This window comes from Halorubrum hochsteinianum, from assembly GCF_023702125.1.
GTDB lineage: Archaea > Halobacteriota > Halobacteria > Halobacteriales > Haloferacaceae > Halorubrum > Halorubrum hochsteinianum.
In genome coordinates, this window is sequence record NZ_CP098415.1 from 255,741 (window position 1) to 279,782 (window position 24,042).

A 24,042-nucleotide genomic window follows, 5' to 3' on the forward strand; every position below is an offset into this window, starting at 1 on the left:
GGACGGCTCGGTCCCCTCACTCCTCGCGCAGGAACGCTTCTTCCCCGTGTTCCTCGACCGCCGCGAGGTGTTCGTCGCGCTGGCGGCGGACCTCGGGCGGGAGGTCGGCGTAGGCGTGGTCGAACATGTCGCTCGGACCGGCGTCGACGGACTCGGCGAAGTCGATGGCATCGGCGACGACCTCGTCGGCCTCTTCGCGGGCCGCGGCGACGCCCGCGTCGTCGATCCGACCGGTCTCGCGGAGGAACGTCTCCATGCGGTCGACCGGGTCGAGCGCGCGCCACGGGTCCACGTCGCCAGGGTCGCGGTAGGCGCTCGGGTCGTCGGCCGTGGTGTGCGCGCCGAACCGGTACTCGACGAACTCGATCAGCGTCGGCCGCGGCGCGTCTTCAGCGGCTCCGTCGCCGTCACCTTCGCCGCCCGTCGATCTCGCCCGCTCGGCGGCCTCCCGCGTGACGGCGTAGCTCGCGAGCGGGTCCATCCCGTCGGCGCGGACGCCGTCGAAGCCGTAGGCGGTCGCCTTCTGCGCGAAGGTGTCGCTCGCGGTCTGCCGCGTTTCGGGGATCGAGATCGCCCAGCCGTTGTTGTGACAGCAGAACACGGTCGGCGTGTCGAACACGCCCGCGAAGTTCATCGCCTCGTGGAAGTCACCCTCGCTGGTCGCGCCGTCGCCGAAGTGGCAGGCGACGACCCGGTCCTCGTCCCGGTGGTCGAACGCCCATCCGGCTCCGACCGCGTGCGGGAGGTGCGCCGCGATGCCGATATTCAGCGGAAAGACGTTCCCGTCGGCGATCGCCTCCGTCCCGGACTCGTGACCCATCCAGTAGGGGAGGTACTCGGCGAGCAGGTCGCGGACGACGACCGCGCCGTGCTCGCGGTACTGGTAGGAGATCAGGTCGTCGGCCGCGAGCGCGTGGGTCGACCCGACCGCCGACCCCTCCTGTCCCGCGCAGGGCGCGTACGTCCCGATCCGCCCCTGTCGCTGGAGGCTGACGGCGCGCTCATCGAACCGGCGCGTGGTGACCAGATCGCGGTAGATCGCCCGGAACTCCTCGTCCGAGAGGTCCGGCACCGTCGCGTCCGGCAGGGGCCGCCCGTCCGCGTCGAGGACGCGACGGAGGTCCTCGTCCGCGAGGGGGTCGGCGTCGTCGGGACTGGGCTCGCTCATACGCGTTCGGTGTGTCCCGAACTCACAAGGAGGTAGCGGTCGCGACCGCGCTCACGGCGCAACGCTGGCGGGGACCCCGCCGCCGACCCGTCGCCGGACGTACGCGAGCGGGACGCCGACGAGGAGCCCGGCGACGGCGGCGAACCCGAGGGTCAGGCTCACGATCGACAGCACGGGCCCGGCCGCGAGCAGTTCCACGCCCCAGACCGCCACGAACCAGCCGGTCCAGAGCGTCCCGGTACCCAGCGCCGTGAGCAGGCCGAAGGCCGCGCCGGCCCGGTAGGAGAACGCCTCCCGGCGCTCGACCAGCCGCCACCAGCACGGGGGGCCGACGACGAGCGCGGGGGCCGCGAGCAGCGGGACCGGGAATACAGACGGGAGGCCGGCCACGTCGACGAAGAGGCGGAGCACGTCCGACAGGAAAACGGCGACGAGCGCGCCGCAGGCGAAGGCGTAGCCGCCCGCGAGCAGCGCCCACCCCCGCGGCGACCGGAACCCGGAGTCGGACCGGTGGGAGTCGTCCATGTCGGACGGTCGCGCCCCCGGGACAAAGCCGTTGGCGTGGGTGAAGCGCCGACTTGCGCCTTCCCTACGGCGTGATGACGGCCCGGCCGTCGATCTCCCGGTGTTCGAGCTTCTCGGCGACCGCGTTGATCTCGCCGAGGTCGTACCGGCTCGTGTGGAGGTCGACGTCGCCCTGCTCGACGAGCGCGACGAGCTCCTGAAGCTCAGCGTACCGGCCGACGATGTTGCCGACGAAGGAGAACTCGCCGTTCACCAGCGCCTGCGCCGGCTCGTGGACGTGGCCGCCGTAGCCGATGATGTGGTGGTCGCCGCCGGCGGCGGTGATATCGGGCGCGTAGGCGGTCGTCACGTCCTCGCCGACGAAGTCGAGTACCTGCGCCGCCCCCGTGCCGTCCGTGATCGCCTCGATCTCGGCGGGCACGTCGTCGTCGGACGGGTTGACGAGGTGGTCCGCGCCGTACCCCTCGGCCAGATCGAGCGCCGAGTCCTTCAGGTCGACCGCCGTGATCTTCGCCGCGCTCATCGCGTCGAGACACTGGAGGCCGATGTGGCCGAGCCCGCCGACGCCGACGACGACCGCGTGGTCTCCGGGGTTCAGCTCCGCTGCGGCTTTCTTGACCGCGTGGTACGCGGTGATGCCGGCGTCGGCGTGGGGCGCGATGTCGACCGGATCGACGCCGGACGGCAGCGGGATCACCGAGCGCTCGCTCGTGTGGAGGTACTCGGCGAAGCCGCCGTCCGTCGTGAGACCGTTGAACGCGTCGTTCTCGCAGTACATCGTCTCGCCGAGCCGGCAGGGGCGACACGTGCCGCAGGTCTGGACCGGGTGACAGATCACCGGATCGCCGGGGTCGACCAGATCGACGTCGTCGCCGACCTCGACGACGGTGCCGGCGTTCTCGTGGCCGAGCGTCATCGGAAGTTCCTGCGGGACGTACTCCGCCCACATCCCCTCGATGATGTGGTTGTCCGTCTGGCACCACCCCGCCCCCTCGACCTCGACGATCACGTCGTCCGGCCCGGTGGCTGCCGGCCGGTCGACCTCGTCGATAGTTAGCCCCTCGCTCATGTCGTCCGTGTACTCGTGGAGTCTGGCTGCTTGCATGCGAACAGGGCTCACGCGGGAGTCACATAAACGTTCGTCGCCGGCTCACAGCAGTCGGTCGAACGCCCCGAGCGGCGGAAACCGGAGCGGCTCCCCACCGTCGGCGTCGTCGGGGGCCGGGTCGATCACCACCGGCGCGAGGGGGGCCGCGTCGTCGACCAGCGGGGAGTCGAGCCCGGCGGCCCCCGCGTCGTTGACCGGGACGCCGGCGGCGAGACGGGTGAACGCGGGTAACAGCAGCACGTCGGCCCCGCGGTAGGTCCCGGCACCGCGGAGGAAGCAGGGCCGCCGGTCGCCCTCGATCTCGATCGTCGGGTGGACGTGCCCGATCACGTACCGGTCGGCCGCGACCGACGGCGGTTCGTGGCCGTGACAGATCGCGGTGGTGCGCGTCTCTCGGCCGTCCGCGTCGGTGCCCACTTCCGGACCGCCCGCGTCGGAGCGCGTCCCCGATCCTCCCGCGACCGCCTCCTCAACGACGTACGCCTCCCGGACGGTCCCCGGCCACGCGTCCGCGAGCGCGGTGTCGTGGTTTCCGCCGACGAGTTCGAGGGTCGTTCCCCGGTCCGAACACGCCTCCCGGAGGGCGTTCAGGGTCTCGACGGCGCGGTCCGTGACCCGGTCGAACGCGTGGACGACGTCGCCGGCGACGACCGCGGTCGCGGGGTCGAACCGATCCAGGAGCGCACCGAACCGGTCGCAGAGGTCGTCGCGCTCGCCGAGCGGGAACGAGACGGCGGACGCCTCGGCGCGGCCGACGTGGAGGTCGGCGACGACGAGCGCGTCGGCCGCGGGGAGGTAGACGCCCCGCTCCGCGAACGCGACGTCCGGGAACGCGGTTCCGGCCGCGGCGTCGGCGTCCGACCCCGTCACCGGCCGTACCCGGTCGACCGCTCGCGGCGGCGGTCGGCCTCGCGGTCCGCCGGACCGCCGTCGGCGTGGTTGCGGGCGGTCGCGTACGCCTCGCGGACGCGCCGGAACGACTCCTCGTCGCCGCCCTGGTCCGGGTGCGTCTCCTTGACGCGCTCGCGGTAGGCACCCTTCACCGCGTCGACGTCGGCGTCGCGGTCGAGCCCGAGTTCGTCGAAGGCGTCGCCGACGGGGTCGGCCCGGCCGGCAGAGTCGGCCCGCCCGCCGGAACCGCGGGCGGTCGACCGTCCGGCCCCGAACCGGTCGCCGCCGAAGCGCCCGGACGGACCGCGGCCCGCGTCGCTCGACTCGTCGGTCGCCCAGTCGGGCTCGTCGACGTCGAACGGGAGCCGGCGGCCGAGCCCGCGGCCCGGCATCTCGTGTTCGCAGAGGACCGTGTAGACGCCCTCGCCCTCCAGCCGGAAGTAGTCGTGCGCGTCGAAGGTGATGGCGACGCCGCGCTCGGGCAGGTAGAAGGGGACGGAGACGCCGTCGAACGCGTGGTCCTCGCGGAACCGTTCGCCGGCCGCGTTCAGGTACGTCCGGATCTCGCGGCGGCGGCGCTCGTCGCCGGCGGCACCGCGGCCGCCGGTCGCCGCGGCGCGGGGCGGGGCGAACCGGTCGCCGAGGTAGAACGCGAGCGCGACGACCGCGGTGGCGACGACTCCGAGACCGATCCCCCAGAGCACCCACCGCGGCAGCAGTCCGGTGAGGTCGGCGATCACACCCGCCGTAGCGGCTCCGCGGTAATCAAGCTCCCGACGGCCTCTCGGTTACGAGGCGTCGAGTACTGCGTGTGACAGGTGAGAAGAGTGGCTCCGGACCGACCGACTCAGATCATCCCCTTCGCTTCCAGCCCGTCGAGGATGTCGTCGACCAGCTCCTCGGCGGTGTCGTAGGGGAACTCCTGTTCGCTGCCGAGCTTCGCCGCCATCTCCATGGCGGTGAAGCTCACGTCGCCGGCCTCGAACTTCGTCCCCGGGCCGTCCGGCAGCGCCGGGACGAGGTCCATCTGGTTCTCGACGGGGAAGTCTGCGCCGCCGAACGCGTCCATGAACTGTTCGCGGAGTTCCGCTCTCACGTCGCTCATACACACGACTTCCCGCGAGCGACCGCAAAAGGGTTGCGGAACAACGATAAACTAATTGAGCGTTTCAGCACGCGCGAAGCCCGACGGCCGTGCCGGATCCTGCGAACCTTTGTCGCTGGCGCGGACAGTAACGGACATGGCACGCGAGTTCGACTTCGAGTTCGACCTGCTCCGAGAGCTGACCGAGGCCCGCGGCGTCCCGGGCTACGAGGACGACGTCCGCGAGGTCGTCCGGCGCGAGTTCGCCGACAGCGTCGACCGCGTCCGGACCGACGCGATGGGCAACGTCGTCGGCACCATCGAGGGCGAGTCGGACTACTCGGTGGCCGTCGCGGCCCACATGGACGAAATCGGGTTCATGGTCCGTCACGTCACCGACGACGGGTTCGTTCAGGTGGACCCCCTCGGCGGCTTCGACGCCCGGGTGCTGCGCGCGCAGCGCGTCACCGTCCACGGCGACGAGGACCTGACGGGCGTCATCGGCTCGGTCCCGCCGCACACGCTCACGGACGAACAGAAGGAGAAGGACGACGAGGTCAAAGACGTGTTCATCGACCTCGGGCGCGACGCCGAGGCGGTCGACGACCTCGTGAGCGTCGGCGATCTGGTCACCCTCGACCAGACCACGACCCGGATGGGCGACCGGGTCACGGGCAAGGCGCTCGACGACCGGATCTGCCTGTTCGCGATCTTAGAGGCCGCCCGCCGGATCGACGAGCCCGACGTGACGATCCACTTCGCGGCGACGGTCCAGGAGGAGGTCGGCCTCCGGGGCGCGAAGGCGCTCGGCGTCGACATCGACCCCGACCTCGCGGTCGCGCTGGACGTCACCGTCGCCAACGACGTGCCGCAGGTCGGCGACGCGGCCGACGCCGTCACCGAACTCGGCGAGGGGACGGCCGTCAAGCTGAAGGACTCCTCGGTGATCACCAGCCCGAAGGTCCACCGCCGACTCACCGACGTGGCCGAGGCCGAGGGGATCGACCACCAGCACGAGGTGCTGCCCGCGGGCGGCACCGACACCGCGGGATTCCAGAACACGGCGGGCGCGAAGCCGGTCGGCGCGATATCGATCCCGACGCGGTACCTCCACACCGTCACCGAGACCGCCGACGGCGGCGACGTGGAGGCGACGATCGACCTGCTGACGGCGTTCTTGGAGTCCGAGACGGGCGAGCACGACTACACGCTCTGATCGGGTTCCGGCGTCGTCGCCCCGCGGCAGTCGAGGTTAGTCGTCGCCGGGGGCCACCGGTCCCGGATCGCGGGCGGCGCGGTGTGCGGCCCGCGCCTGCCACGCGAAGCCGGTCGTCGCGAACGCGATGAACCCGGCCGCGAGCAGGAACCCCGTCTCGGTCGTCGTGAAGTCCATCGTGCTGCCGACCAGCACCGGACCGACCACCTGTCCGACCTTCCACGACACCGAGCGCAGGCTCATCGCGCTGGCGACGGAGTCGTACGCCTCCCCCTCGCTGACGAACAGCGACATGCTCGCCGGCAGCCGGATCGAGTCGGCGATTCCCAGAAGCGAGTAGGCGGCGAACAGCGCGAAGAAGGCCCCGCCGAGCGTCTGTGAGTCGCCGAGGTACGAGACGGTGACCGGCGAGACGGTCCCCTCGAAGTAGGCCGCGAGGGGAATGGTCGCCGTGCCGACGCCGTACAGGAGCGCGCCCACCGCGACGAACAGGTAGGTGCGCTCGTAGCGGTCGGTGAGGTCGCCGACGAACCCCTGCGTGAGCGCCTTCGTCAGCTTCCCGCCGGCCATGATCCAGCCGATGGCGAACGCGGAGATGCCGAACGAGGTCCGCGCGTAGATGGGGAGGAAGATGATCACCGCCATCTTGCCGACGCTGAACGTGAACCGGAAGAAGACAAGCGCGCGCAGCATCGGCAGGCCCAGCAGCGACCGGAACGTCTCGATCCCGCCGGCGTCCTCGGGGTCCTTCCGGCCGCCGGGGTTGTCGCGGAGGAAGGCGTACACCAGCGCGAACGCGGCGAGCGTGACGAGCGTCAAGACGAGGTACGTCTCCGAGAAGCCGTAGGCGTACAGTAGGTAGCCGCCGACCAGGTCGCCGGCGAGCGACGAGAAGGAGGCGAACTGGTTGTACGAGCCGAGCCAGCGGCCCCGCTCGTCGTCCGGGCTGATCTCGCCGATCACCGTCGCGCCCGTGATCCAGAGGACGCTCGCGCCGAGCCCCTGGACCATCCGCACGAGGATGATGTGGACCGAGCTGTCGACTAAGGCGAACCCGGCGAAGACGGCGACGTTGACGAGGAAGCCGCCGAGCAGCCACCGCTTCGCGTTCCCGGTGTCGACCCACCGGCCCAGCGGGAGGACGATGACGAGCTGGACGACGGCGAAGGCGGTCCCGAAGAGCCCCTCGACGAACCCGGTGGTGCCGAACAGGTCCGCGTACAGCGCGAGGGCGATGAGGATCGTCGAGTACGCCTGACTGCGCGCGAACGCGGTCCCGGCGAGCGCCGCGAACTCGCGGTCCCCGAGCAGCCGTACCGAGTTGCCGAACTTCGCCACGGTCCTCTCGACTCGGCGCTAAGAGCGTCCCGGGAGAAAAGCCCCGTAGATCCGGCGGTCCGCGTGGGGTTATCGTTTCAGTCCGGCGAGCAGATCGGTGAGGCCGACCGTGGATAGTATTTAAAACCGCAGGAGGGAGTGACGACGACAATTTATAAAACGACGCTGTGGCGCGCGCCTCCGAGCGGCCGCCCCCGGCGGCCGCGAGGAGCGCGTGCGAGGGAGTCGGGCGCGCCGAGGACGACCGAAGGGAGTCCGACGGACGCGCCCGACGAGGCTGGGGAGGCGTGAGGTGCGGTCGGGGCGGGAATCGAAGCGGCAGCCGTGAGGCGGGCAGAGGCGAAGTAAGCACCGCAGCGAGGGAGCGGCAGCGACTGAGCGAGGAGCGCAACGAGCGTCTGCCCGCCTCACGGCTGGGGCTTCGGAGGTGTCCGTGTCGGTTAAGCCGTTATAAATAAGACAAACGGCGTACAGCCGAGCGGCTGGGGCTTCGGCCGTGTTCGTGTCGATCGTTTTCGTATAAACAGCAGCGTAGTATCGAGCGACTGGGGGTTCGGTAGTGCTCGTGTCGATTAGCGATTTATCAGACCGACACGCGCACTCCCGACTCCGCAGCCGAACGAAGCTAGTCGTGTCGGAAGCAGCGCGAGCCGGTGAACGCCATCGCCATGTCGTGTTCGTCGGCGGCGGCGATCACGTCCTCGTCGTTGACCGAGCCGCCGGGCTGGATCACGGCCTCGATCCCCGCGTCGGCCGCCTCCTCGATCGCGTCCGGGAACGGGAAGAAGGCGTCCGAAGCCATCACCGCGCCCTCGGCGGACTTCCCCTCCGCGTCCTTCTCGGCCTTCATCGCCGCGAGCGTGACCGCGTCGACCCGCGAGACCTGTCCCATGCCGACGCCGACCGTCTCCGTGCCGGTCGCGAACAGGATGCCGTTCGACTTGACGTGTTTCAGCGTCCGCCACGCGAACAGCATCGTCTCGACCTGCTCGTCGGTCGGTTCGCGCTCGGTGACGAACTCCAGGTCCTCCGCGGTCGGCGACTGCCGGTCGCGCTCCTGAACGAGGCGGCCGCCGACGACCGGCTTCTCCGTGAACCGCTCCGAGAAGCGGTCGTCGCCCTCGCCGAGCGGCCCCACGTCGAGCACGCGGAGGTTCTTCTTCTCGCGGAGCACGTCGAGCGCGCTGTCGGTGTAGCCCGGCGCGACGACGACCTCCTTGAACGAGTCGGCGACCGCGGTGGCGGTGTCGGCGTCGCACTCGCGGTTGAGGGCGACGATGCCGCCGAACGCCGACTTCGCGTCGGTGCGCAGCGCGCGGTCGTACGCGTCCGCGAGGTCGGACCCGACCGCGCAGCCCGCGGGGTTGGTGTGTTTGATCACCGCGGCCGCGGGGTCGTCGAACTCCTTCACGAGGTTCAGCGCGGCGTCCGCGTCGTTGTAGTTGTTGTAGCCCATGCCCTTCGCGCCGGGGTTCAGCTGGTCGGCGTCGACGACGCTCGCCTCCTCGCAGCCGTCGTCGACGTACAGGGCGGCGTCCTGATGCGGGTTCTCGCCGTACCGGAGCGTGGCGGTCCGCTCCTCGGAGACGAACCGCCGCTCCGGGAAGTCGCCGCCCACGTCGCCCTCGACCGCGACGTCGACGGGGTTCCCGTCGGCGTCCCGCTCGACGGTCACCCGGTCCTCGGCGAACCAGCGGACCGCCCGCGGGTAGGCGGTGAACTCGGCCTCGCGGAGGACGCGCGCCTTCAGCGAGTCGGCGTCGTCGTCCTCGTACACCGGGATCGGCTCCTGCGTGACGACCGGGCCGGCGTCGACCGCCTCGGTGACGACGTGGACCGTACAGCCGGTCGTCCGGACGCCGGCCTCCAAGACCTGTTCGTGGGCGTCCGTGCCGGGGAACGACGGGAGCAGCGAGGGGTGGACGTTCAGCGTCGTCGGGACGGCGTCGAGGAACTCGTCCGTCAGCACGCGCATGTAGCCGTCCAGACAGACCAGGTCGACGTCGTAGTCGGAGAGCCGCTCGACGACCCGGCGCTCGTGCGCCTCCCGCGACTCGCCCTCCTCGCGCTCGACGACCTCGGTCGGGACGCGGCGCTCCGTGGCGGCCTCCAGGACGGGTGCCTGCTCGCGGTTCGTCAGGACGACCGACAGCTCAGCGCCGCCCGGCGCGGCGTCGGCGATGTGTCTGAGGTTCCGTCCCCGGTTGCTCGCGAGTCCGGCGATCTTCATACCTGTGGGTCCGACCGATCGGGTATATCGATTGCGGTCCGCGCCGGTGTAATACGCACGTTTGCGGATCGAGACGGGGGTTCGACGGGACGAGAGCGCGAGACGGATCCACGTCCGTGCGTCGCCCCATCGACACGCTTTTGCTGGCTCCGCGGGCAGTCGCGGACATGAGAGACGACGGACGGACGGACGGCGGCGCGGCCGACGGGGCCGACTCGATCCCCGGGCTGTCCCGGTCGGACCCGCTCGCGGCCGTCTCGCCGCTCGACGGACGATACGCCGGCCGGACAGCGCCGCTGTCGCCGTACGCGAGCGAGGCGGGGCTGATGCGCGCCCGGACCCGCGTCGAGGTCGAGTACCTGATCGCGCTCGCGGACCTGGACGCGACGCCGATCGGTCTCGACGAGGCGAGCGAGACGGTGCTGCGCGCGGTCTACGAGGGGTTCTCGGCCGAGGACGCGCGCCTGATAAAGCGGCTGGAGACCGAGGGGGCCGCGGGGTACGACGCGACCAACCACGATGTGAAGGCGGTCGAGTACTTTCTCCGCGTCCGGCTCGCGGAACTCGCCGAGGGCGAGGCCGACGGGGACCCCGACGCCGACGGCTCCCCGCTCGACGCCGACGGCTCCCCGCTCGACGACGAGGAGTCCCCGCTCGACGCCGACGGCTCCCCGCTCGACGACGAGGAGTCCCCGCTCAACGACGCGGAGTCGCTGTACCCGTGGATCCACTTCGGGCTGACGAGCGAGGACGTGAACAACCTCGCGCAGCGGCTCCTCCTCAAGCCCGCGGTAAGCGACGTGATCGTTCCCGCGGTCCGCGAGGTGCGCGACGCGCTGGTCGAGTTGGCACAAGAGCATCGCGACGCGCCGATGCTGGCGCGCACCCACGGCCAGCCCGCGACGCCGACCACCTTCGGCAAGGAGATGGCGGTGTACGCCGCGCGGCTCGGCCGCGCGCTGGGCCGGGTCGTCGTCGCGAACGAGGACCTCTCCGGGAAGCTCGCGGGCGCGTCCGGCACCTACGCGGCGCACCGCGCCGCCTACCCCGACGTCGACTGGCGGGGGTTCTCGGAGTCGTTCGTGCGCGGGCTCGATCTGGAACACACCGCGCTCGCGACGCAGGTGAACCCCTGCGACGACCTCGCGGCGCTGTTCGACGCGCTGCGCGGCGTCAACAACGTCCTCCTCGATCTGGACCTGGACGCGTGGCTGTACGTCTCCGACCGCTACCTCGGCCAGGAGGCCGTCGAGGGCGAGACGGGGTCGTCGACGATGCCCCACAAGGTGAACCCGATCGACTTCGAGAACAGCGAGGGGAACCTCTCGGTGGCGAACAGCGACCTCACGTTCCTCGCCGACTACGTGACGAACTCGCGGCTCCAGCGCGACCTCTCGGACTCCACCGTCAAGCGCAACGTCGGCGCGGCGCTCGCGCACTGCCTGATCGGCTACTCGAAGGCCGCCGACGGGCTGGGGAAGGTCGTCCCGAACGAGGCCGTCATGCGCGAGGAGCTTGAGGCGACGCCCGAGGTGATCGGCGAGGCGGTCCAGACGATCCTCCGCCGCGAGGGCGACACCGAGGCGTACGAGCGCGTGAAGGCGCTCTCCCGCGGCCGGTCGGTGACGCTCGACGACTTCCGCGAGCTGTTCGACGACCTCGACATCGACGACGAGGTCCGCGCGGAGCTGAAGGCGCTCACGCCCGCCGGCTACACCGGGGTTGCCGACGACCTCGTCGACGAGCTCGACGAGTAGCGCGAACCCGGGGAGGCAAGCGGAGCGCCACAAGAGGTTTGCCGCTCGGCGCGAGAGACGCGATCGATGCCCTCCGAGAACGACGAGACGGAGTACTCCGTCTTCGACGACGACGAACTGAGCGAGAACGACAGCGGCCGCGACGCCGCCCCCGACGGCGACGCCGCGGGCTCCGCCGCCGGCCGCGGTGCCCGGACCGACGACCGCCCCGCCTCGCTCGGCGGCGACGGGACCGGCTGTCCGAAGTGCGGCGGCACGGCGACCGAGACCGACGAGATCGCCACCAGCGGGACGGGTCTCACCAAGATGTTCGACGTCCAGAACCGCAAGTTCCTCGTGGTCTCCTGCGCCGAGTGCGGCTACTCGGAGCTGTACAAGGGACAGTCGTCCGGGAACGCGATCGACTTCTTCCTCGGCTGATCCGGGAGGATCGGTCGTCCGGACCTGCCGGCCGACGTGATCGGCCGAAAGGGTCAGCGCGGAGCGATCGGTTTTTGTCGGAGAACGAACCATTACCGGTATGGTCTCCCTCCGACCGCTCGCGTCCCTCCCAGTCGTCGGCGTCCTCGCCGACGGCCGCACGTATCGCCACCTGCTGTACCTGCTGATCGCGATGCCGATCGCCTTCGTCCACTCGGGCGTGTTCTCGTTCGGCGTCGTCTTCGGGCTCGTCTTCGCCCCGGTGCTCGTCGGCCTCGCGGCCCTGTTCGCGACGCTCGTCGCCGCTCGGCTGTTCGCGGGGGTCGAGCGCTGGCTCGCCGACGCGCTGCTCGGGACCGACCTCGCGAAGCCGGACGACCTCGCCGACGCCGACGGCGCGCTCGGCGGCGCGAGGAAGTACGTGGACGCCGCCTCGACGTGGCGCGGACTCGGGTTCCTCATGGCGAAGTTTTGGGTCTCCCTGTTCGGGATCGTCCCGCTGCTGCTGCTCTCGCGGGGAATCCCGCTCGTCACCGCGCCGCTCCGGTATCCGCTCGTCGTCCAGTTCGGCGAGGTCGACGGCGAGCCGGCGACGTGGGCCATCGACGCGCTGCCGGAGGCGCTCGCGGCGGTCCCGCTGGGCGTCGCCGCCGTCCTCGTGGCCTGCCACCTCGCCAACGTCGCGGGGTACGCCGCCCGCCGGATGGCGGTCGCCCTGCTCGGCGGCTCGACCGGCGTCGAAGTCGACCGCGACGACGAGGACGAGCGCGTGACGGTCGACCGCGAGCGTGACGTCGCCTCCGGTGAGGACGGCGACCGCGCGATCGAGAGCGACCGCGCGGACGGCGACGCCGAAAGCGACCGCGAGACCGGCGACGACGACCGTGAGACTGACGCCGATCGGGCCGAACGCCCCGACTCCGGGGCGTTCGAGTTCGACGCCGACCGCCGCGATCCGGACGACGCGGACGACTCGACCGATCGGAACTGATCCGCCCGGAGCGCTTATTCGCCTCCAAGCGTCAGGACCGGCATGGCACCGACGCTCGTGACCGCGGCCGTGGGTGCGCTCCTCGCGGCCGCGCTGCTGGGGGACGCGTTCGACCGGCGATCGGTCGCGGTCGTCGTCGCGGCCGCGCTCGTCCCCTCGCTCGACGCGGTCGCGAGCCTCGCCGTCCCGGGCGCGACGAACGCCCTCCTCCACGCCGTCTGGCTCCTTTCCCTCGCGACCGCGCTGCTCTACTGGGACACGACGCTGCGCGGGGCGTCCGCGCTCCGCGAGCGCGGCGGGTGGCGCGCGGCGCGGACCGCGTGGGTCGCGCTCGCCGCGTTCGCCGTCGCCGGGATCGGTTCCGCGCTGTTCGCCGGCGAGGGCGCGGCCCTCCTCTACCCGCTGGAGGACGCCCGCTACGCCCTCCGAGGCCGGCTCGTGTTCTCGACGCAGGAGGGGCTCGTCCAGACGTTCCTGACGCTCGGCGCGGAGGGACCGGGGGTCCTCCCGATCGAGAGCGTCGGCGGGGCGGTCGCGGACCCGGTCGGCTCGTGGGTCAACCCAGACGGTCGGCCCGGCCTCGACCCGGGAGCCGACCGCGAGTTCCGGGTCGTCGAGAGCGGGTGGCAGCTGGTCGTCGTCGCCGCAGCGGCCGCGACGCTCGCGGTCCGGGGCTACGCGGGGCGGTCGGGGGTGCGTCGCTGAATGCCCTCGACGGTCGTCCACGCCGGGTTCGCGCTGCTGCTCGCCGCCGCGCTGCTCGACGACCGGCTCCTCGACCGCCGGGCGCTGGCGGTCCTGCTCGTCGTCGTCGTGCTCCCCGAGGCGGACAGCTTCCTCGGGTTCGTCATGGACGGCGCACATCGCACGGTCGGGCACACCTTCGTGATCCCCGCGGTCGCCGCGCTGGCGCTGTACTACGACACCCGCGTCCGGGAGTCGTCCGCGCTCCGCGAGCGGCTCTCGGACCGTTGGATCGCGGTCGCGTGGGTCGCGCTCTTCGTCCACGTCTTCGCGCACGTCTCGCTCGACTGGACGCACCTCGACGGCGTGAACGCGTTCTGGCCGCTCCGCGACCGGTTCTTCCACCTCGACGGGGAGATCCTCTACTCGACGGCGGACGGGTTCGTCCAGACGTTCGTCGACGTCCGGATCGACCCCGAGACGGGATCGCGGACCGTCGACGCGGGCGGCGGTGGCACCAGCGAGTCCGTCCACGTCAGCAACCCCGTCGAGCCGCGCGACCCCGACCTCGACGTTGAGGAGCCGGTCGACCGGCGGTTCCCGGTCGCGAACGCGGGCTGGCGGCTCTACCTGATCGGGCTGGGGCTGTTCGCGCTCGGCGCGCGGCGGCTTCAGGGGGACGGCGCACCAGCCGAGGAGTGACGGGCCCGAGTGCGAGTGCCTGACGGCGGGGGGACGAGAGGGGGCCGCGACCGCCGGATACGGGACGCGAGAGGCGTCGGCGGTGCGGGCCCAACATGGTATGACCGCAGGGTAAACCCCCCCGAGGGCGTAGGATCGGGTGATGTCCACCCAACCGGACCCGGACCTGTCGGACGCGGACGAGCCGCTCGCCGGGGAGTCGATCGCGGTCGTCGGTGCCGGCTTCGGCGGGCTCTCGGCGGCCGCCTACCTCGCCGACGCGGGGGCGGACGTGACGATCTTCGAGCGGAACGAACACCCCGGCGGGTACGCCGGGCGGATCGAGCGCGACGGGTTTCGGATCGACACCGGGCCGTCGTGGTACCTCATGCCGGAGGTGTTCGACCGGTTCTTCGAGTCGTTCGGACGGTCGACCGACGAGTACTACGACCTGATCGAGCTCGATCCCCTCTACGACGTGGTCTGGAAGGACGGCGACCGCGCGTCGATGCCCGCCGACCGCGCGGGACAGAAGGCGCTGTTCGAGTCGTACGAGCCGGGCGCGGGGGAGGTGTTGGACGACTACCTCGCGGACGCGGCGGAGGCGTACGAGCTGGGCATGGACCGGTTCGTCTACCCGAGCCGGTCGCGGCTGCGGGACATGGTCGACGCCGACGTGTTCCGGTCCGGGCGCGCGCTCCCGAAGCTCCGCGAGATGGACGAGTACGTCGGCGGCTACTTCGACAGCGAGAAGCTCCGCCAGATCGCGGAGTACAAGCTGGTGTTCCTCGGCGGCTCGCCGTACAACACGCCCGCGATCTACACGCTGATGAGCCACGTCGACATGAACCTCGGCGTCTACCACCCGACCGGCGGGATCGCGAGCGTCGTCGACGCGATGGCGGACCTCGCGCGCGAACTCGGCGTCGAGATCCGGACGAGCGAGCCGGTGACCGCGATCGAGCCGTCGGTCCCGGCGTCGGTCCCGAAGTTCGCCGTAGAGACGGAGCGCACCGGCGACGGGAACGGCTCCGGGGGGTCGGGCGGCGGCCGGTTCGACCGCGTCGTGGCGAACGCGCCGCCGCCGCACGTCGAGCGCGACCTCCTCCCGGCCGGGACCGTCGACCGCGAGTCGTACTGGGAGTCGCGGACGTACGCGCCCTCGGCGTACCTCTCGTACATCGGGGTCGAGGGCGACGTGGATCTGGAACACCACACGCTGGTGTTCCCGACCGACTGGCGGCCCCACTTCGACGACATCTTCGACGAGCCGGGGTGGCCCGACGACCCCGCGTACTACGTCCACGTCCCGTCGAAGACGGACTCGGAGGCGGCCCCGGAGGGCCACGAGGCCGTCTTCCTGCTCGTCCCGCTCGCGGCCGGACTGGAGGACGACCCGGAGACCCGCGAGCGGTTCCGGGAACTCGTGTTCGACGACCTCGCCGAGCACGCTGGCGTCGACTTCCGCGACCGGATCGTCTTCGAGGAGACCGCGTGCGTCTCCGACTTCCGGCAGCGGTTCAACGCCCCGCGCGGCACCGCGCTGGCGCTGTCGCACACGCTCGAACAGACCGGACCGCTCCGCCCCGCGCACCGCGCGCCCGGCGTGGACGGGCTCTACTACGTCGGGGCGTACACCAACCCCGGCATCGGGATGCCGATGTGCCTGCTCAGCGGCGAGCACGTCGCCGAGGCGGTCGTCGAGGACGCGACCGGGAGTGGCGTGCTGCCGTCGGTCGTGCCCACGTCGACGCTGCGGTGACCGGTCTCGGGGAGACCCGTCCCGGGGAGACCGGTCTCGAAGCGATCGGGTCCCGGACCGCCCGCCGCGTCACCCGGAGTCTTCTCCCGACTCGTCGATCGGCTCCGGTTCCTGCGCGGCGACCCAGTGCGTGACCGTGCCCGCGTCGCCGGACAGCGGCCGCAACGAGACGCGGTTCACGAACGGGGTGCCGTCCCGGCGTCGATTCTCGAGTTCGACGGTGACCGTCGACCACGTCGACAGCGCCTCGCGGAAGTCCGAGCGGGCGTCGGGGTCGGGGTCCGGCCCCTGAAACAGCCGCGGGTTCCGCCCCCGGAGTTCGTCGAGGGGGTAGCCGGTCCGCTCGCGGAACCAGCGGTTGACGTAGACGATGGGGGTGTCGCGGTACGCCGGCCCGGTGAGCGTGAGCCCGAGCGGGAGGTCGTCGAACGCCCGGACGCGGTCGACGAGGAGCGCCTCGCGCTCCGACCGGTCGTCGGGGTGGTCCCGGTCGTCGGGGGAGTCGGAGCGCGGCGCGGGCGACGCGAGGTCGAGTCCGTGGTCGTCGACCAGCGTCGAGAACCGGGACCGAAAGGCCCCGCGGTCGGCGTCGATCGCCGCGAGGACGTCGCGTCGAAGCGTCACGTGCGGACTCGGGAACGGAGCGGCAAACCGGTGTCGCTCCCGAACCGCGTCGGGCGTCCGCGTTCGGTCGACGACGTGACCGACGGCTGAAACGAATGTTATCCGTGTCCGTCACCGAGAGGCGGACGACAGATGCGCCGCACCACCGCCGTCCTCGCGCTCGTCGTGCTCGTCGCACTCGCCGGCTGCGGCGGGTTGGGAAGCGACGCCGTCGGAGAGGGACCGACCGGAGCGCCGTCGCCGTCGATCGAGTCCGTCTCCGCGCCGGAGTCGCTCGGCCACGACGGGCGGGGAGTCGTGGAGGCCACGGTGCGGTGGGAGGGACTCGCGGCCGACGGCGGCGAGTCTGCGGGTGAGGAGAGTTCGAACGCGACGCTCGACCCGGTCCGGGTCACGGTCCGGGTGGGCGACCGGACGCTGCGCGACGAGAACCGATCCGTTCCGGCGAACGGGTCGATGACGGTGACGGCCGGGATCGACGCCGCGACGCTCGACCCGGGCGACCACGAGATCGCGGTGACGGTCGGCGAGGCGAGCGCGACGCGGACGGTCACCGTCGAGGAGGCCCGGGCGGCGACGTTCACCGTCTCCGAGATCGAGGCTCCGGAGGAGGTGGCGTACGGCGAGGACCTGACGGTCGCCGCGACCGTGACCAATGTCGGCGACATCGCGGGCAACCAGACCGTCAGCGTCCGGTACGGGAGCGGGGCGAGCGCGAACCGGACGGTCGCGCTCGACGGCGGCACGGAGACGCGGCTGTCGGTCACGTTCGCGGACGTGCGGCTGGACGGGGGGTCGCACCCGGTGGTCGTCGCGACCGCGAACCGGACGCGGGAGCGGAGCTTGACGCTGACGCACCCGAGTCCGTACGGCAAGACGACCCTCCGGCTCCACGTCGACGACGACGCGGTCGACCGGGACGTCTCCGGGGTCGTCGCGGCCGCGACGGGCTACTGGGAGCGCACCGACGAGCGCTACCTCGGCTACCCGGTCGAGTACGAGCGCGTGAGCGACGAGGACCGGGCGGATATCGTCCTGCGGTTCGACCGCGTGGACCGGTGTGGCGTGGAGGACGGCGACGCGCGGTACTTCGGCTGCGCGGACCTCCTCGAAGACGAGCCGCGGACGCCGATGACCGCAACCGTCGAGCCGAACATCTCGGACGCGGAGATGAACGCGACGATCATCCACGAACTCGGCCACGTTCAGGGGCTCGAACACGGCGAGGAGCCGACCGCCCTGATGGCCCCGACCAGCAACCTCACGACCCACCGGCCGGTGACGGTCCACCTCCGCGCCGAGAGCGGCGACGTCCCGCGACGCGTCGAAGACGAGGTGGCGGAAGCGCTCGACTACTTCGCGTCGCGCGACATCGTCGGCGACGACGACTTCAGGTGGGAGTTCGTCGACAGCGCGCGCGAGGCGCACGTCCAGATCACCTACGACGACCAGGGGGGCGTCTGCTTCGACGACGGCGGCGGGTCGTGTACGGTCGACGGCGAGTACTACGGGCAGCAGGACGTGCGGTTGGAGGAGATAGACGACGAGGTCGTCGCGTGGCACGTCGGCGCGTCGTTCGCGCCGGTGCTGTTAGAAGAGGTCCCGCCGGAGCTGACGGGCGAGGCGGACCGGCGGGAGCGGGAGGAGTGGCCGGAGGGGTAGGGTCGGTTCGTCTCTCTTGATGCGCGTGTATTCCCGGAATACACGTATCGCTCAGGCTGCTAATGGGTCTGAAGTAATTTGGGTTACAGTCGACGATCGATTCGAAATTGTGCGTCAAGTCGGGTCACCAGTCGGGCGAGAAGGGCCTGTATCTCGCCCACCGTCCAGTCTAAAGATGTCTAGCCAAACACTAACACCAGATCGACTCATTTTGCCGATATGACGGCCCAGTACGGATATTCGTACCACGGATTTGAGATCTCAATTGAAACAGAGCCAGAGCCTTCTCCAGTTCTTTGGACGCATCAAACACCTACTCTGAAGATCACGTTTGAGAACACTCAAGAGTCCACTACAGAGTGGTCTGAGGACAACTCAATTAGAGTGGCAATTGAGGTAGACGGTGATCAAGTCTGGACAGATATCGTAGGGTTCGGACCACTCGATCACGGTAAATCAAAGACCATTCGGATAGAAGGTGCGCCATTAACCTTTGAGGGACATGCGGTTGTCGGTGTAATCAGCGGTGGCGTGTCGAATCCTAATTCAGATGACCGCCGAGCAGGGATGAATCCAGGGAGTGCGTCTCAAACAATTTCTCCTTGTTACGCATTTAGCGTCTGGGACGAGAGTCATTATGATGCCACTGTACGTACGCCTAAGCGACTCCAATGGGCCAGCGTCGTAACCTCTGCGGCACTAATATTCTTTGCTCTGGTCCAGATCTGGATAACATTATAGCCGATATGCTAGTGTCTATGTCCGGTTTTCCTCCAGTTGTCGGAAAGTCCCAGTTTGCCAGACAAGTATGCCAATTCACTAATCCAGCCAAACACAGGTGATTCTCTTCATGATTTGGTTGATACTGTAAGTCCACACTAATGTATTTACCATCAAATATTCATCTGACTGTATGGCGATTGACACTGTAGTCAGGACATTCGAAGGTGAAAACAAACGCATCCTGTGGCTACCTTCAATTACACTCGCATACCTTTTTACACTCTCTGGGGATAAATTTCAATTTGTGGCTGCCGTCATTGCCACCGGTGGTGCCCAGTGGTTCAGAATCTTGATTAATCCTGAGTTTACTTCTAGAGGAAGTTTACCGTCAGCCGTGGGTTGGCTCAACAAAAATTATTCATTTGGGGAAATGTCAATACTGTCCGTCCTCTCTGTTATTTACGCTGGCATCGCGGGATATGCTATATGGAAACTGTACCGATATTTCACACACCAAGATCTCGTACTTGTTGGATTAGGGGTAATTTGGTGTGGTATCGGTATCGTTGTTCTTGTGAACCTAGTAGGTGCTGTGAACATTGATAGCGGTAACTGAGAAAATAACAGCCAGTTCCGCTAGATTAGCACAGACGGTAGCTCATGGCACTCACATTCAGAGTTGCCAGACCATAGCAAGAAGCATTCTCTAACCCGGTGGCCATCATCCGGAACCATCTGGAACACCCACGGTTCACTTTGTTTCCCCTTCCGAGAACGTCGGTGGCATGACGGCCCTGTCTTCGAAGACAACCACCTCCCCGCAACGATCGTCGGTCGAAACCGCTACATGAACGACTTGACGGACGAGGAGGACGCGATCGTTGAGGACGCGGTCAACGACGAGTAAGACGGGAAGCGATCTGGAAACGTGTCGTGAACGCGTTTTGACCCGACCACCAGCAGGCTTTTGCGACCGGCACCGGTAGAGGAGAGTATGAGTCTCACCACCGACGACTTCACGGCGTTCACCGGCGACGATCCCGAGGACGACGAGGAGGTCCCCCTCGGTGACGCGCTCAGGGAACTCGCCGTCGACGTTGACGTCGACTCGGTCGAGGCGGTTCGCGACGTCCGCGAACGGATATGAGGCTGTTTTTCGACACGAACGTCATCGTTGCGGCAGTCACCCGAGACACGGACCGATCGGAGGCGGCCGTGACCGTACTCAACGAATGCGAGGAGGGCTACGCCTCACTGCTCAACCTCATGGAGCTTCGGACCGTCCTCGCGAAGAAAAAGCAAATCGAGCGCGATCGGGTCCGACAGATCGAGCAGCGAGTTGCGTCTCGGGTCACGGTCACGTTTCCGGACGCTTCCGACTTCCTCGACGCGAATCGCGTACAAGAGGAGAAGCTGTTGTATCCGATGGACGCGATCGTGCTATCGGCAGCGGACGCGGTCGACGCGGAACTCGTCACGTTCGACAGCGAGCTCCAGGAACACGGAGCGATAAGTCCGAGCGAAGCGATCGCAGTAGATATCGATTGATTCCGTATCAATCGAGAGTCCCCGCTCTGCGATGACCGGCGGCGCTACGTCGAGGCGAAGGAGCGCGCAGACGAACTCGATACGTAGATCGCGATCGCTGAGGAAGCGTTCGATGACAAGTAGGTACGACTGAAGGATGAGCTAAATTGACTCGCGGGGGTCCCGCGAGCGAACACAGTGAGCGAGTGGGACCACGCGAGGAAATGACTGAGCGAACGAAGTGAGCGAAGGAATGGACTCGCGGGGATTTGAACCCCGGGCCTTCCCCGTGCCAGGGGGATGATCTACCACTGATCTACGAGCCCTCGACGCACTCGTTCGTTGCCCGCTGGATATATTAAGGCCTTCGACTCGGCGACGCCATCGGCGTCGCGTTCGCGCCGTCTCAGATCCGGTCCGAGTCCACGTACACGTCGAGGTCGACGTCGCGGCTCGACCCCTCGAGGTCGCGCACGGCGCGCTCGACCACGCGCTCCGCCTCGCTCCGGATCAGCGGGATCGCCTTCTTCAGCACCCAGTCGAACGAGACCAGCCGCGGGAGGTCGAGCGCGTCGGAACTGGCCGAGCCGGGGTCGAACTCGACCTCCAGCGCGACCTCGCAGGGCGCGTCCGTGTTCGGACCGTCGTCGGTCGCGTCGCCGTCGCTCGCGCGCTCGTCACCGGCTCCGGTCTCGGGGGGCGTCACCCGCCAGCAGCCACCGGCGTCGATGTCCTTCGTGATCTCCCAGTCGATCCGCCTCGGGGGCTCGACGCCGGTCACCTCCGAACGCGCGGTGTAGGATATCTTCCACCACGCGAAGGTGAGCGCGTACCGGGTGCCGGGGCCGCCGTCGCCCGTCACCGTCCGGACCTCGCTGAGGTACTCGGAGTAGTTCGCGTACCGCGGGAAATCGAGCAGGAAGTCGTACACCTCCTCGGGGTCGGCGTACACCTCCGTACTCACGACGAGTTCGTCCACGTACGAGGGTTCGAGCCGCGCTTATTAAACCGTCCGGCGAGACGCGGTCGAGGCCGGCGACCGAGTCGCTTCCGACACGTCGGCCGAGACCGCCGAAGTCCCAGCCGTACATGGCCAAACCCAGCGCGAACGACTTCGTGACCGAGGCCTCCGAAGCCCCAGTCGCGAGGACTCGGTGCGCTCGCTGCGCTCCTCAGTCGCTCGTTTCACTCGCTCCTTTCGGTGCTTACGTCGCGCGCCTTCGCCCTCGCGACTGCCCCTTCGAGTCCCGCCCCACACCGCTCCGCACAGCACCTCACGCCTCCCCAGCCTCGTCAGTCGCCGTCGCTCCGCTCCGGCGACTGACTCCCTCGCGCGTGCTGTTCGGCCGCGGGGCGGCCTCACGGGCACGCGCCACCGCTTCCGGTTCGCTCGTTCGGTGGCGATAGACGGGCGGGAAATTCCCTCGCCTGAGACCCGGAACGGGCCGCCGAAGGCGTCGGATACATGGGAGTCCCGCCGCTCGTACACCCATGGCCGCAGACGACCGCAACGCCTTCGAAGTGTATCGCGACCGGGTCGACCGGCCGCTCGGGCGGCTGTTCCGCGAGTACGGCGCGCCCCAGGCGCACTGGCTCGTGACCGGGATGGTCGCCAACGTCGTCGCCCGCGTCGCGGGACTGATCCCGCCCGTCGTCCTCGGCGTCGCCATCGACGCCATCTTCACCGGCACGGGGCCCTACACGCTCCCCGTCGTCCCGGACGCGTGGCTGCCGACCGAGGACGGCGCGCAGTTCCGGCTCTCGATGCTCCTCATCTTCGGGTCGTTCGTCGTGACGGGCGTGTTCACGTACATCTACGGCATCGCCGCGAACAACTTCGCCCACCGCGTGATGCACGAGGTCCGGACCGACTCGTTCGACCAGATGCAGCGGCTCGACATGACGTTCTTCGACGAGAAACAGACGGGAGAGGTCATGTCCGTCCTCAACAACGACGCGTCGAACCTTGAGGTCTTCTTGGACAACGCCTTGCAGAACTCCGCTCGGCTCGGCGTGATGGTGGTCGGCATCGCGGGCGTGTTGGTGTACTACAACTACGAACTCGCGGTCGTCACCCTCGCCGCCATCCCCCTGATGATCCTCCTCACGCTCTGGTTCATGCGCGCGGTGGAGCCGCGGTACGTCGCCCAGCGCTCGGTCGTCGGCGACCTCAACACCGCCCTCGAAAACGCGCTCTCGGGCGTCGAGCTGGTGAAGACCTCCAACACGGAGGCGTACGAGAGCGAGCGCGTCGAGGACGCCTCCCACTCGTACTTTCAGCGGACGATGTCGATCCTCCGGCTCAACTTCGTCTACCGGCCCGGAATGGAGCTACTCGCCGGGCTGGCGTTCGCGACCACGTTCGCAGTCGGCGGGTACTGGCTGGAGAACGGCGCTCCCGGACCGTTCACGACGGAGCTGACCGTCGGGACGTTCGTCACGTTCATCCTCCTCACCCAGCAGTTCGTCGCCCCGCTCGCCGAGGTGTCGAACATCATCGACCAGTACGAGAACGCGAAGGCCTCCTGCGAGCGCGTGTTCGGACTTCGCGACATCCCGGTCCGCATCGAGGACGCGGACGACGCGGTCGAACTCGGCGGCGCACAGAGCGACGGCGGGACCCGCGACGGCGGCATCCGGAACGACGGCGGGACCCGCGACGGCGACCGGACGCCCGCCCAGGGAGGCGATCACGGCGGCGTCGCCGGGGCGGTCGAGTACGACGACGTCTCGTTCGCCTACCCCGAGAACGCCCTGATGGACCCCGCCGAGGCCGACGAGCGGGTCCTCCGCGGCGTCTCCTTCTCGGCCGATCCGGGCGACACCGTCGCGCTGGTCGGACCGACGGGGGCGGGGAAGTCGACGCTGCTCAAGCTCCTCCTCCGACTGTACGACGTCACCGACGGCGCGATCTACGTCGACGGCCACGACGTCCGCGACGTGACCGTCGAGAGCCTCCGCTCGTCGGTCGGCTACGTCGCGCAGGACACCACGCTGTTCGACGGGACCATCGCCGAGAACATCCGCTACGGGCGGTTCACGCGGATCGACGAGGACGGGAGTGAGGACGACGGCGGAGACGGAGGCGGTGGCGGCGGCGACGAGGAAGCGATCCGCGAGCGCGTGATCGAGGCCGCGAAGGCCGCCGAGGCCCACGAGTTCATCTCCTCGCTGCCGAACGGCTACGAGACGCGGATCGGCGAGCGGGGCGTGAAGCTCTCCGGCGGCCAGCGCCAGCGGCTCGCCATCGCCCGGGTGGTGCTTCAGGACCCCGCAATCTTGATCTTAGACGAGGCGACCTCGGCGGTCGACACGGAGACGGAGATGCTGATCCAGCGCTCGCTCGATCGGCTCGCGGCCGACCGCACCACCTTCGTCATCGCGCACCGGCTCTCGACGGTGACCGACGCCGACACCGCGCTCGTGCTGGAGGACGGCGCGGTCGTCGAGCGGGGGAGCCACGAGGAGCTGCTAGCCGAGGACGGACTGTACGCGAAGCTCTGGGGCGTCCAGGCCGGCGAGATAGACGAGCTACCGGAGGAGTTCGTTGAGCGCGCCCGCGAGCGTCACGTCGAACGCGCGGTCGAGCGAGCGACGGAGAGCGAGGTCGACTCCGAGACGCTGGAGTGACCGCTCGGCCCGCCTGAGTTC

Annotated in this window: 22 protein-coding genes and 1 tRNA gene; 12 read left to right on the forward strand and 11 right to left on the reverse strand. The window is 69.2% G+C overall.

The features are described 5' to 3' along the window. Positions 1-16: 16 nt before the first annotated feature. From NAF06_RS01330 to NAF06_RS01355, 6 genes are all read right to left on the reverse strand, one after another. A complete protein-coding gene (locus NAF06_RS01330; protein ID WP_008581393.1) occupies positions 17-1,168 on the reverse strand; it encodes a thiamine pyrophosphate-dependent dehydrogenase E1 component subunit alpha in 1,152 nt (383 codons plus the stop codon). A gap of 51 nt (positions 1,169-1,219) precedes the next feature. Next, positions 1,220-1,693, reverse strand: a complete 474-nt coding sequence (locus NAF06_RS01335) for a hypothetical protein (protein ID WP_008581396.1) — start codon at positions 1,691-1,693, stop codon at positions 1,220-1,222. A gap of 64 nt (positions 1,694-1,757) precedes the next feature. Beyond that, entirely contained in the window at positions 1,758-2,798 is a 1,041-nt protein-coding gene (locus tag NAF06_RS01340) for an NAD(P)-dependent alcohol dehydrogenase (RefSeq protein WP_008581399.1), read from the reverse strand. A gap of 45 nt (positions 2,799-2,843) precedes the next feature. Continuing rightward, positions 2,844-3,671 (reverse strand): metallophosphoesterase, encoded by an 828-nt coding sequence (locus NAF06_RS01345; RefSeq protein ID WP_008581400.1) that lies wholly within the window; start codon positions 3,669-3,671, stop codon positions 2,844-2,846. Continuing rightward, positions 3,668-4,432 carry a J domain-containing protein gene (locus tag NAF06_RS01350; protein WP_008581402.1) on the reverse strand — a complete coding sequence of 255 codons (765 nt, stop codon included), beginning with the start codon at positions 4,430-4,432 and terminating at the stop codon, positions 3,668-3,670. The genes NAF06_RS01345 and NAF06_RS01350 overlap by 4 nt, the downstream gene beginning before the upstream one ends. Positions 4,433-4,539: 107 nt before the next feature. After that, a complete protein-coding gene (locus NAF06_RS01355; RefSeq protein ID WP_006628798.1) occupies positions 4,540-4,797 on the reverse strand; it encodes an MTH865 family protein in 258 nt (85 codons plus the stop codon). A 136-nt stretch (positions 4,798-4,933) separates the two neighbouring features. Here NAF06_RS01355 and NAF06_RS01360 point away from each other — a divergent pair, with 136 nt between their 5' ends. Next, complete coding sequence (locus NAF06_RS01360) at positions 4,934-5,992, forward strand: M42 family metallopeptidase (protein ID WP_008581404.1); 1,059 nt, start codon at positions 4,934-4,936, stop codon at positions 5,990-5,992. A 36-nt stretch (positions 5,993-6,028) separates the two neighbouring features. Here the strand turns inward: NAF06_RS01360 and NAF06_RS01365 are convergent, their stop codons facing one another. Together NAF06_RS01365 and purH are read right to left on the reverse strand one after the other, a co-directional pair. Then, entirely contained in the window at positions 6,029-7,330 is a 1,302-nt protein-coding gene (locus NAF06_RS01365) for an MFS transporter (protein ID WP_008581407.1), read from the reverse strand. Between the two features lie 625 nt (positions 7,331-7,955). Then, complete coding sequence (gene purH / locus NAF06_RS01370; RefSeq protein WP_008581410.1) at positions 7,956-9,560, reverse strand: bifunctional phosphoribosylaminoimidazolecarboxamide formyltransferase/IMP cyclohydrolase; 1,605 nt, start codon at positions 9,558-9,560, stop codon at positions 7,956-7,958. A 167-nt stretch (positions 9,561-9,727) separates the two neighbouring features. On the opposite strand from purH, the gene purB reads away from it, so the two are divergent. The 6 genes from purB (at position 9,728) to NAF06_RS01400 (ending at position 15,855) form a co-directional block, all read left to right on the forward strand. After that, complete coding sequence (gene purB / locus NAF06_RS01375) at positions 9,728-11,317, forward strand: adenylosuccinate lyase (protein WP_008581412.1); 1,590 nt, start codon at positions 9,728-9,730, stop codon at positions 11,315-11,317. Positions 11,318-11,383: 66 nt separating this feature from the next. Next, positions 11,384-11,737 (forward strand): zinc ribbon domain-containing protein, encoded by a 354-nt coding sequence (locus NAF06_RS01380; RefSeq protein ID WP_008581415.1) that lies wholly within the window; start codon positions 11,384-11,386, stop codon positions 11,735-11,737. A gap of 100 nt (positions 11,738-11,837) precedes the next feature. Further along, a complete protein-coding gene (locus NAF06_RS01385; RefSeq protein ID WP_008581418.1) occupies positions 11,838-12,728 on the forward strand; it encodes a sensor domain-containing protein in 891 nt (296 codons plus the stop codon). 42 nt (positions 12,729-12,770) lie between these two features. Next, entirely contained in the window at positions 12,771-13,433 is a 663-nt protein-coding gene (locus NAF06_RS01390) for a hypothetical protein (RefSeq protein WP_008581419.1), read from the forward strand. Further along, positions 13,434-14,114, forward strand: coding sequence for a metal-dependent hydrolase (locus NAF06_RS01395; RefSeq protein ID WP_008581420.1), 681 nt, complete (start codon positions 13,434-13,436; stop codon positions 14,112-14,114). It abuts the gene before it with no gap. Positions 14,115-14,256: 142 nt separating this feature from the next. Continuing rightward, positions 14,257-15,855: a phytoene desaturase family protein gene (locus NAF06_RS01400; protein WP_008581421.1), complete on the forward strand. Its 1,599-nt coding sequence runs from the start codon at positions 14,257-14,259 to the stop codon at positions 15,853-15,855. A gap of 69 nt (positions 15,856-15,924) precedes the next feature. On the opposite strand, the gene NAF06_RS01405 is transcribed toward NAF06_RS01400, so the two are convergent. Continuing rightward, complete coding sequence (locus NAF06_RS01405) at positions 15,925-16,479, reverse strand: PAS domain-containing protein (protein ID WP_008581422.1); 555 nt, start codon at positions 16,477-16,479, stop codon at positions 15,925-15,927. A gap of 132 nt (positions 16,480-16,611) precedes the next feature. Between NAF06_RS01405 and NAF06_RS01410 the strand changes: the two genes are divergently transcribed. The 4 genes from NAF06_RS01410 to NAF06_RS01425 all read left to right on the forward strand — a co-directional run bounded on the left by NAF06_RS01410 (position 16,612) and on the right by NAF06_RS01425 (position 20,412). Continuing rightward, positions 16,612-18,141, forward strand: a complete 1,530-nt coding sequence (locus NAF06_RS01410) for a matrixin family metalloprotease (RefSeq protein ID WP_008581423.1) — start codon at positions 16,612-16,614, stop codon at positions 18,139-18,141. A 913-nt stretch (positions 18,142-19,054) separates the two neighbouring features. Beyond that, complete coding sequence (locus NAF06_RS01415; protein ID WP_152418726.1) at positions 19,055-19,480, forward strand: hypothetical protein; 426 nt, start codon at positions 19,055-19,057, stop codon at positions 19,478-19,480. Positions 19,481-19,858: 378 nt separating this feature from the next. Then, positions 19,859-20,011, forward strand: a complete 153-nt coding sequence (locus tag NAF06_RS01420; protein WP_008581424.1) for a hypothetical protein — start codon at positions 19,859-19,861, stop codon at positions 20,009-20,011. Beyond that, complete coding sequence (locus NAF06_RS01425) at positions 20,008-20,412, forward strand: type II toxin-antitoxin system VapC family toxin (RefSeq protein ID WP_008581425.1); 405 nt, start codon at positions 20,008-20,010, stop codon at positions 20,410-20,412. The genes NAF06_RS01420 and NAF06_RS01425 overlap by 4 nt, the downstream gene beginning before the upstream one ends. 233 nt (positions 20,413-20,645) lie before the next feature. On the opposite strand, the gene NAF06_RS01430 is transcribed toward NAF06_RS01425, so the two are convergent. Together NAF06_RS01430 and NAF06_RS01435 are read right to left on the reverse strand one after the other, a co-directional pair. Then, positions 20,646-20,717, reverse strand: a tRNA-Ala gene (locus NAF06_RS01430). 80 nt (positions 20,718-20,797) lie between these two features. Beyond that, positions 20,798-21,370 (reverse strand): SRPBCC family protein, encoded by a 573-nt coding sequence (locus NAF06_RS01435; RefSeq protein ID WP_008581426.1) that lies wholly within the window; start codon positions 21,368-21,370, stop codon positions 20,798-20,800. Positions 21,371-21,882: 512 nt separating this feature from the next. Here NAF06_RS01435 and NAF06_RS01440 point away from each other — a divergent pair. Continuing rightward, a complete protein-coding gene (locus NAF06_RS01440) occupies positions 21,883-24,021 on the forward strand; it encodes an ABC transporter ATP-binding protein (RefSeq protein WP_008581428.1) in 2,139 nt (712 codons plus the stop codon). Positions 24,022-24,042: the final 21 nt, after the last annotated feature.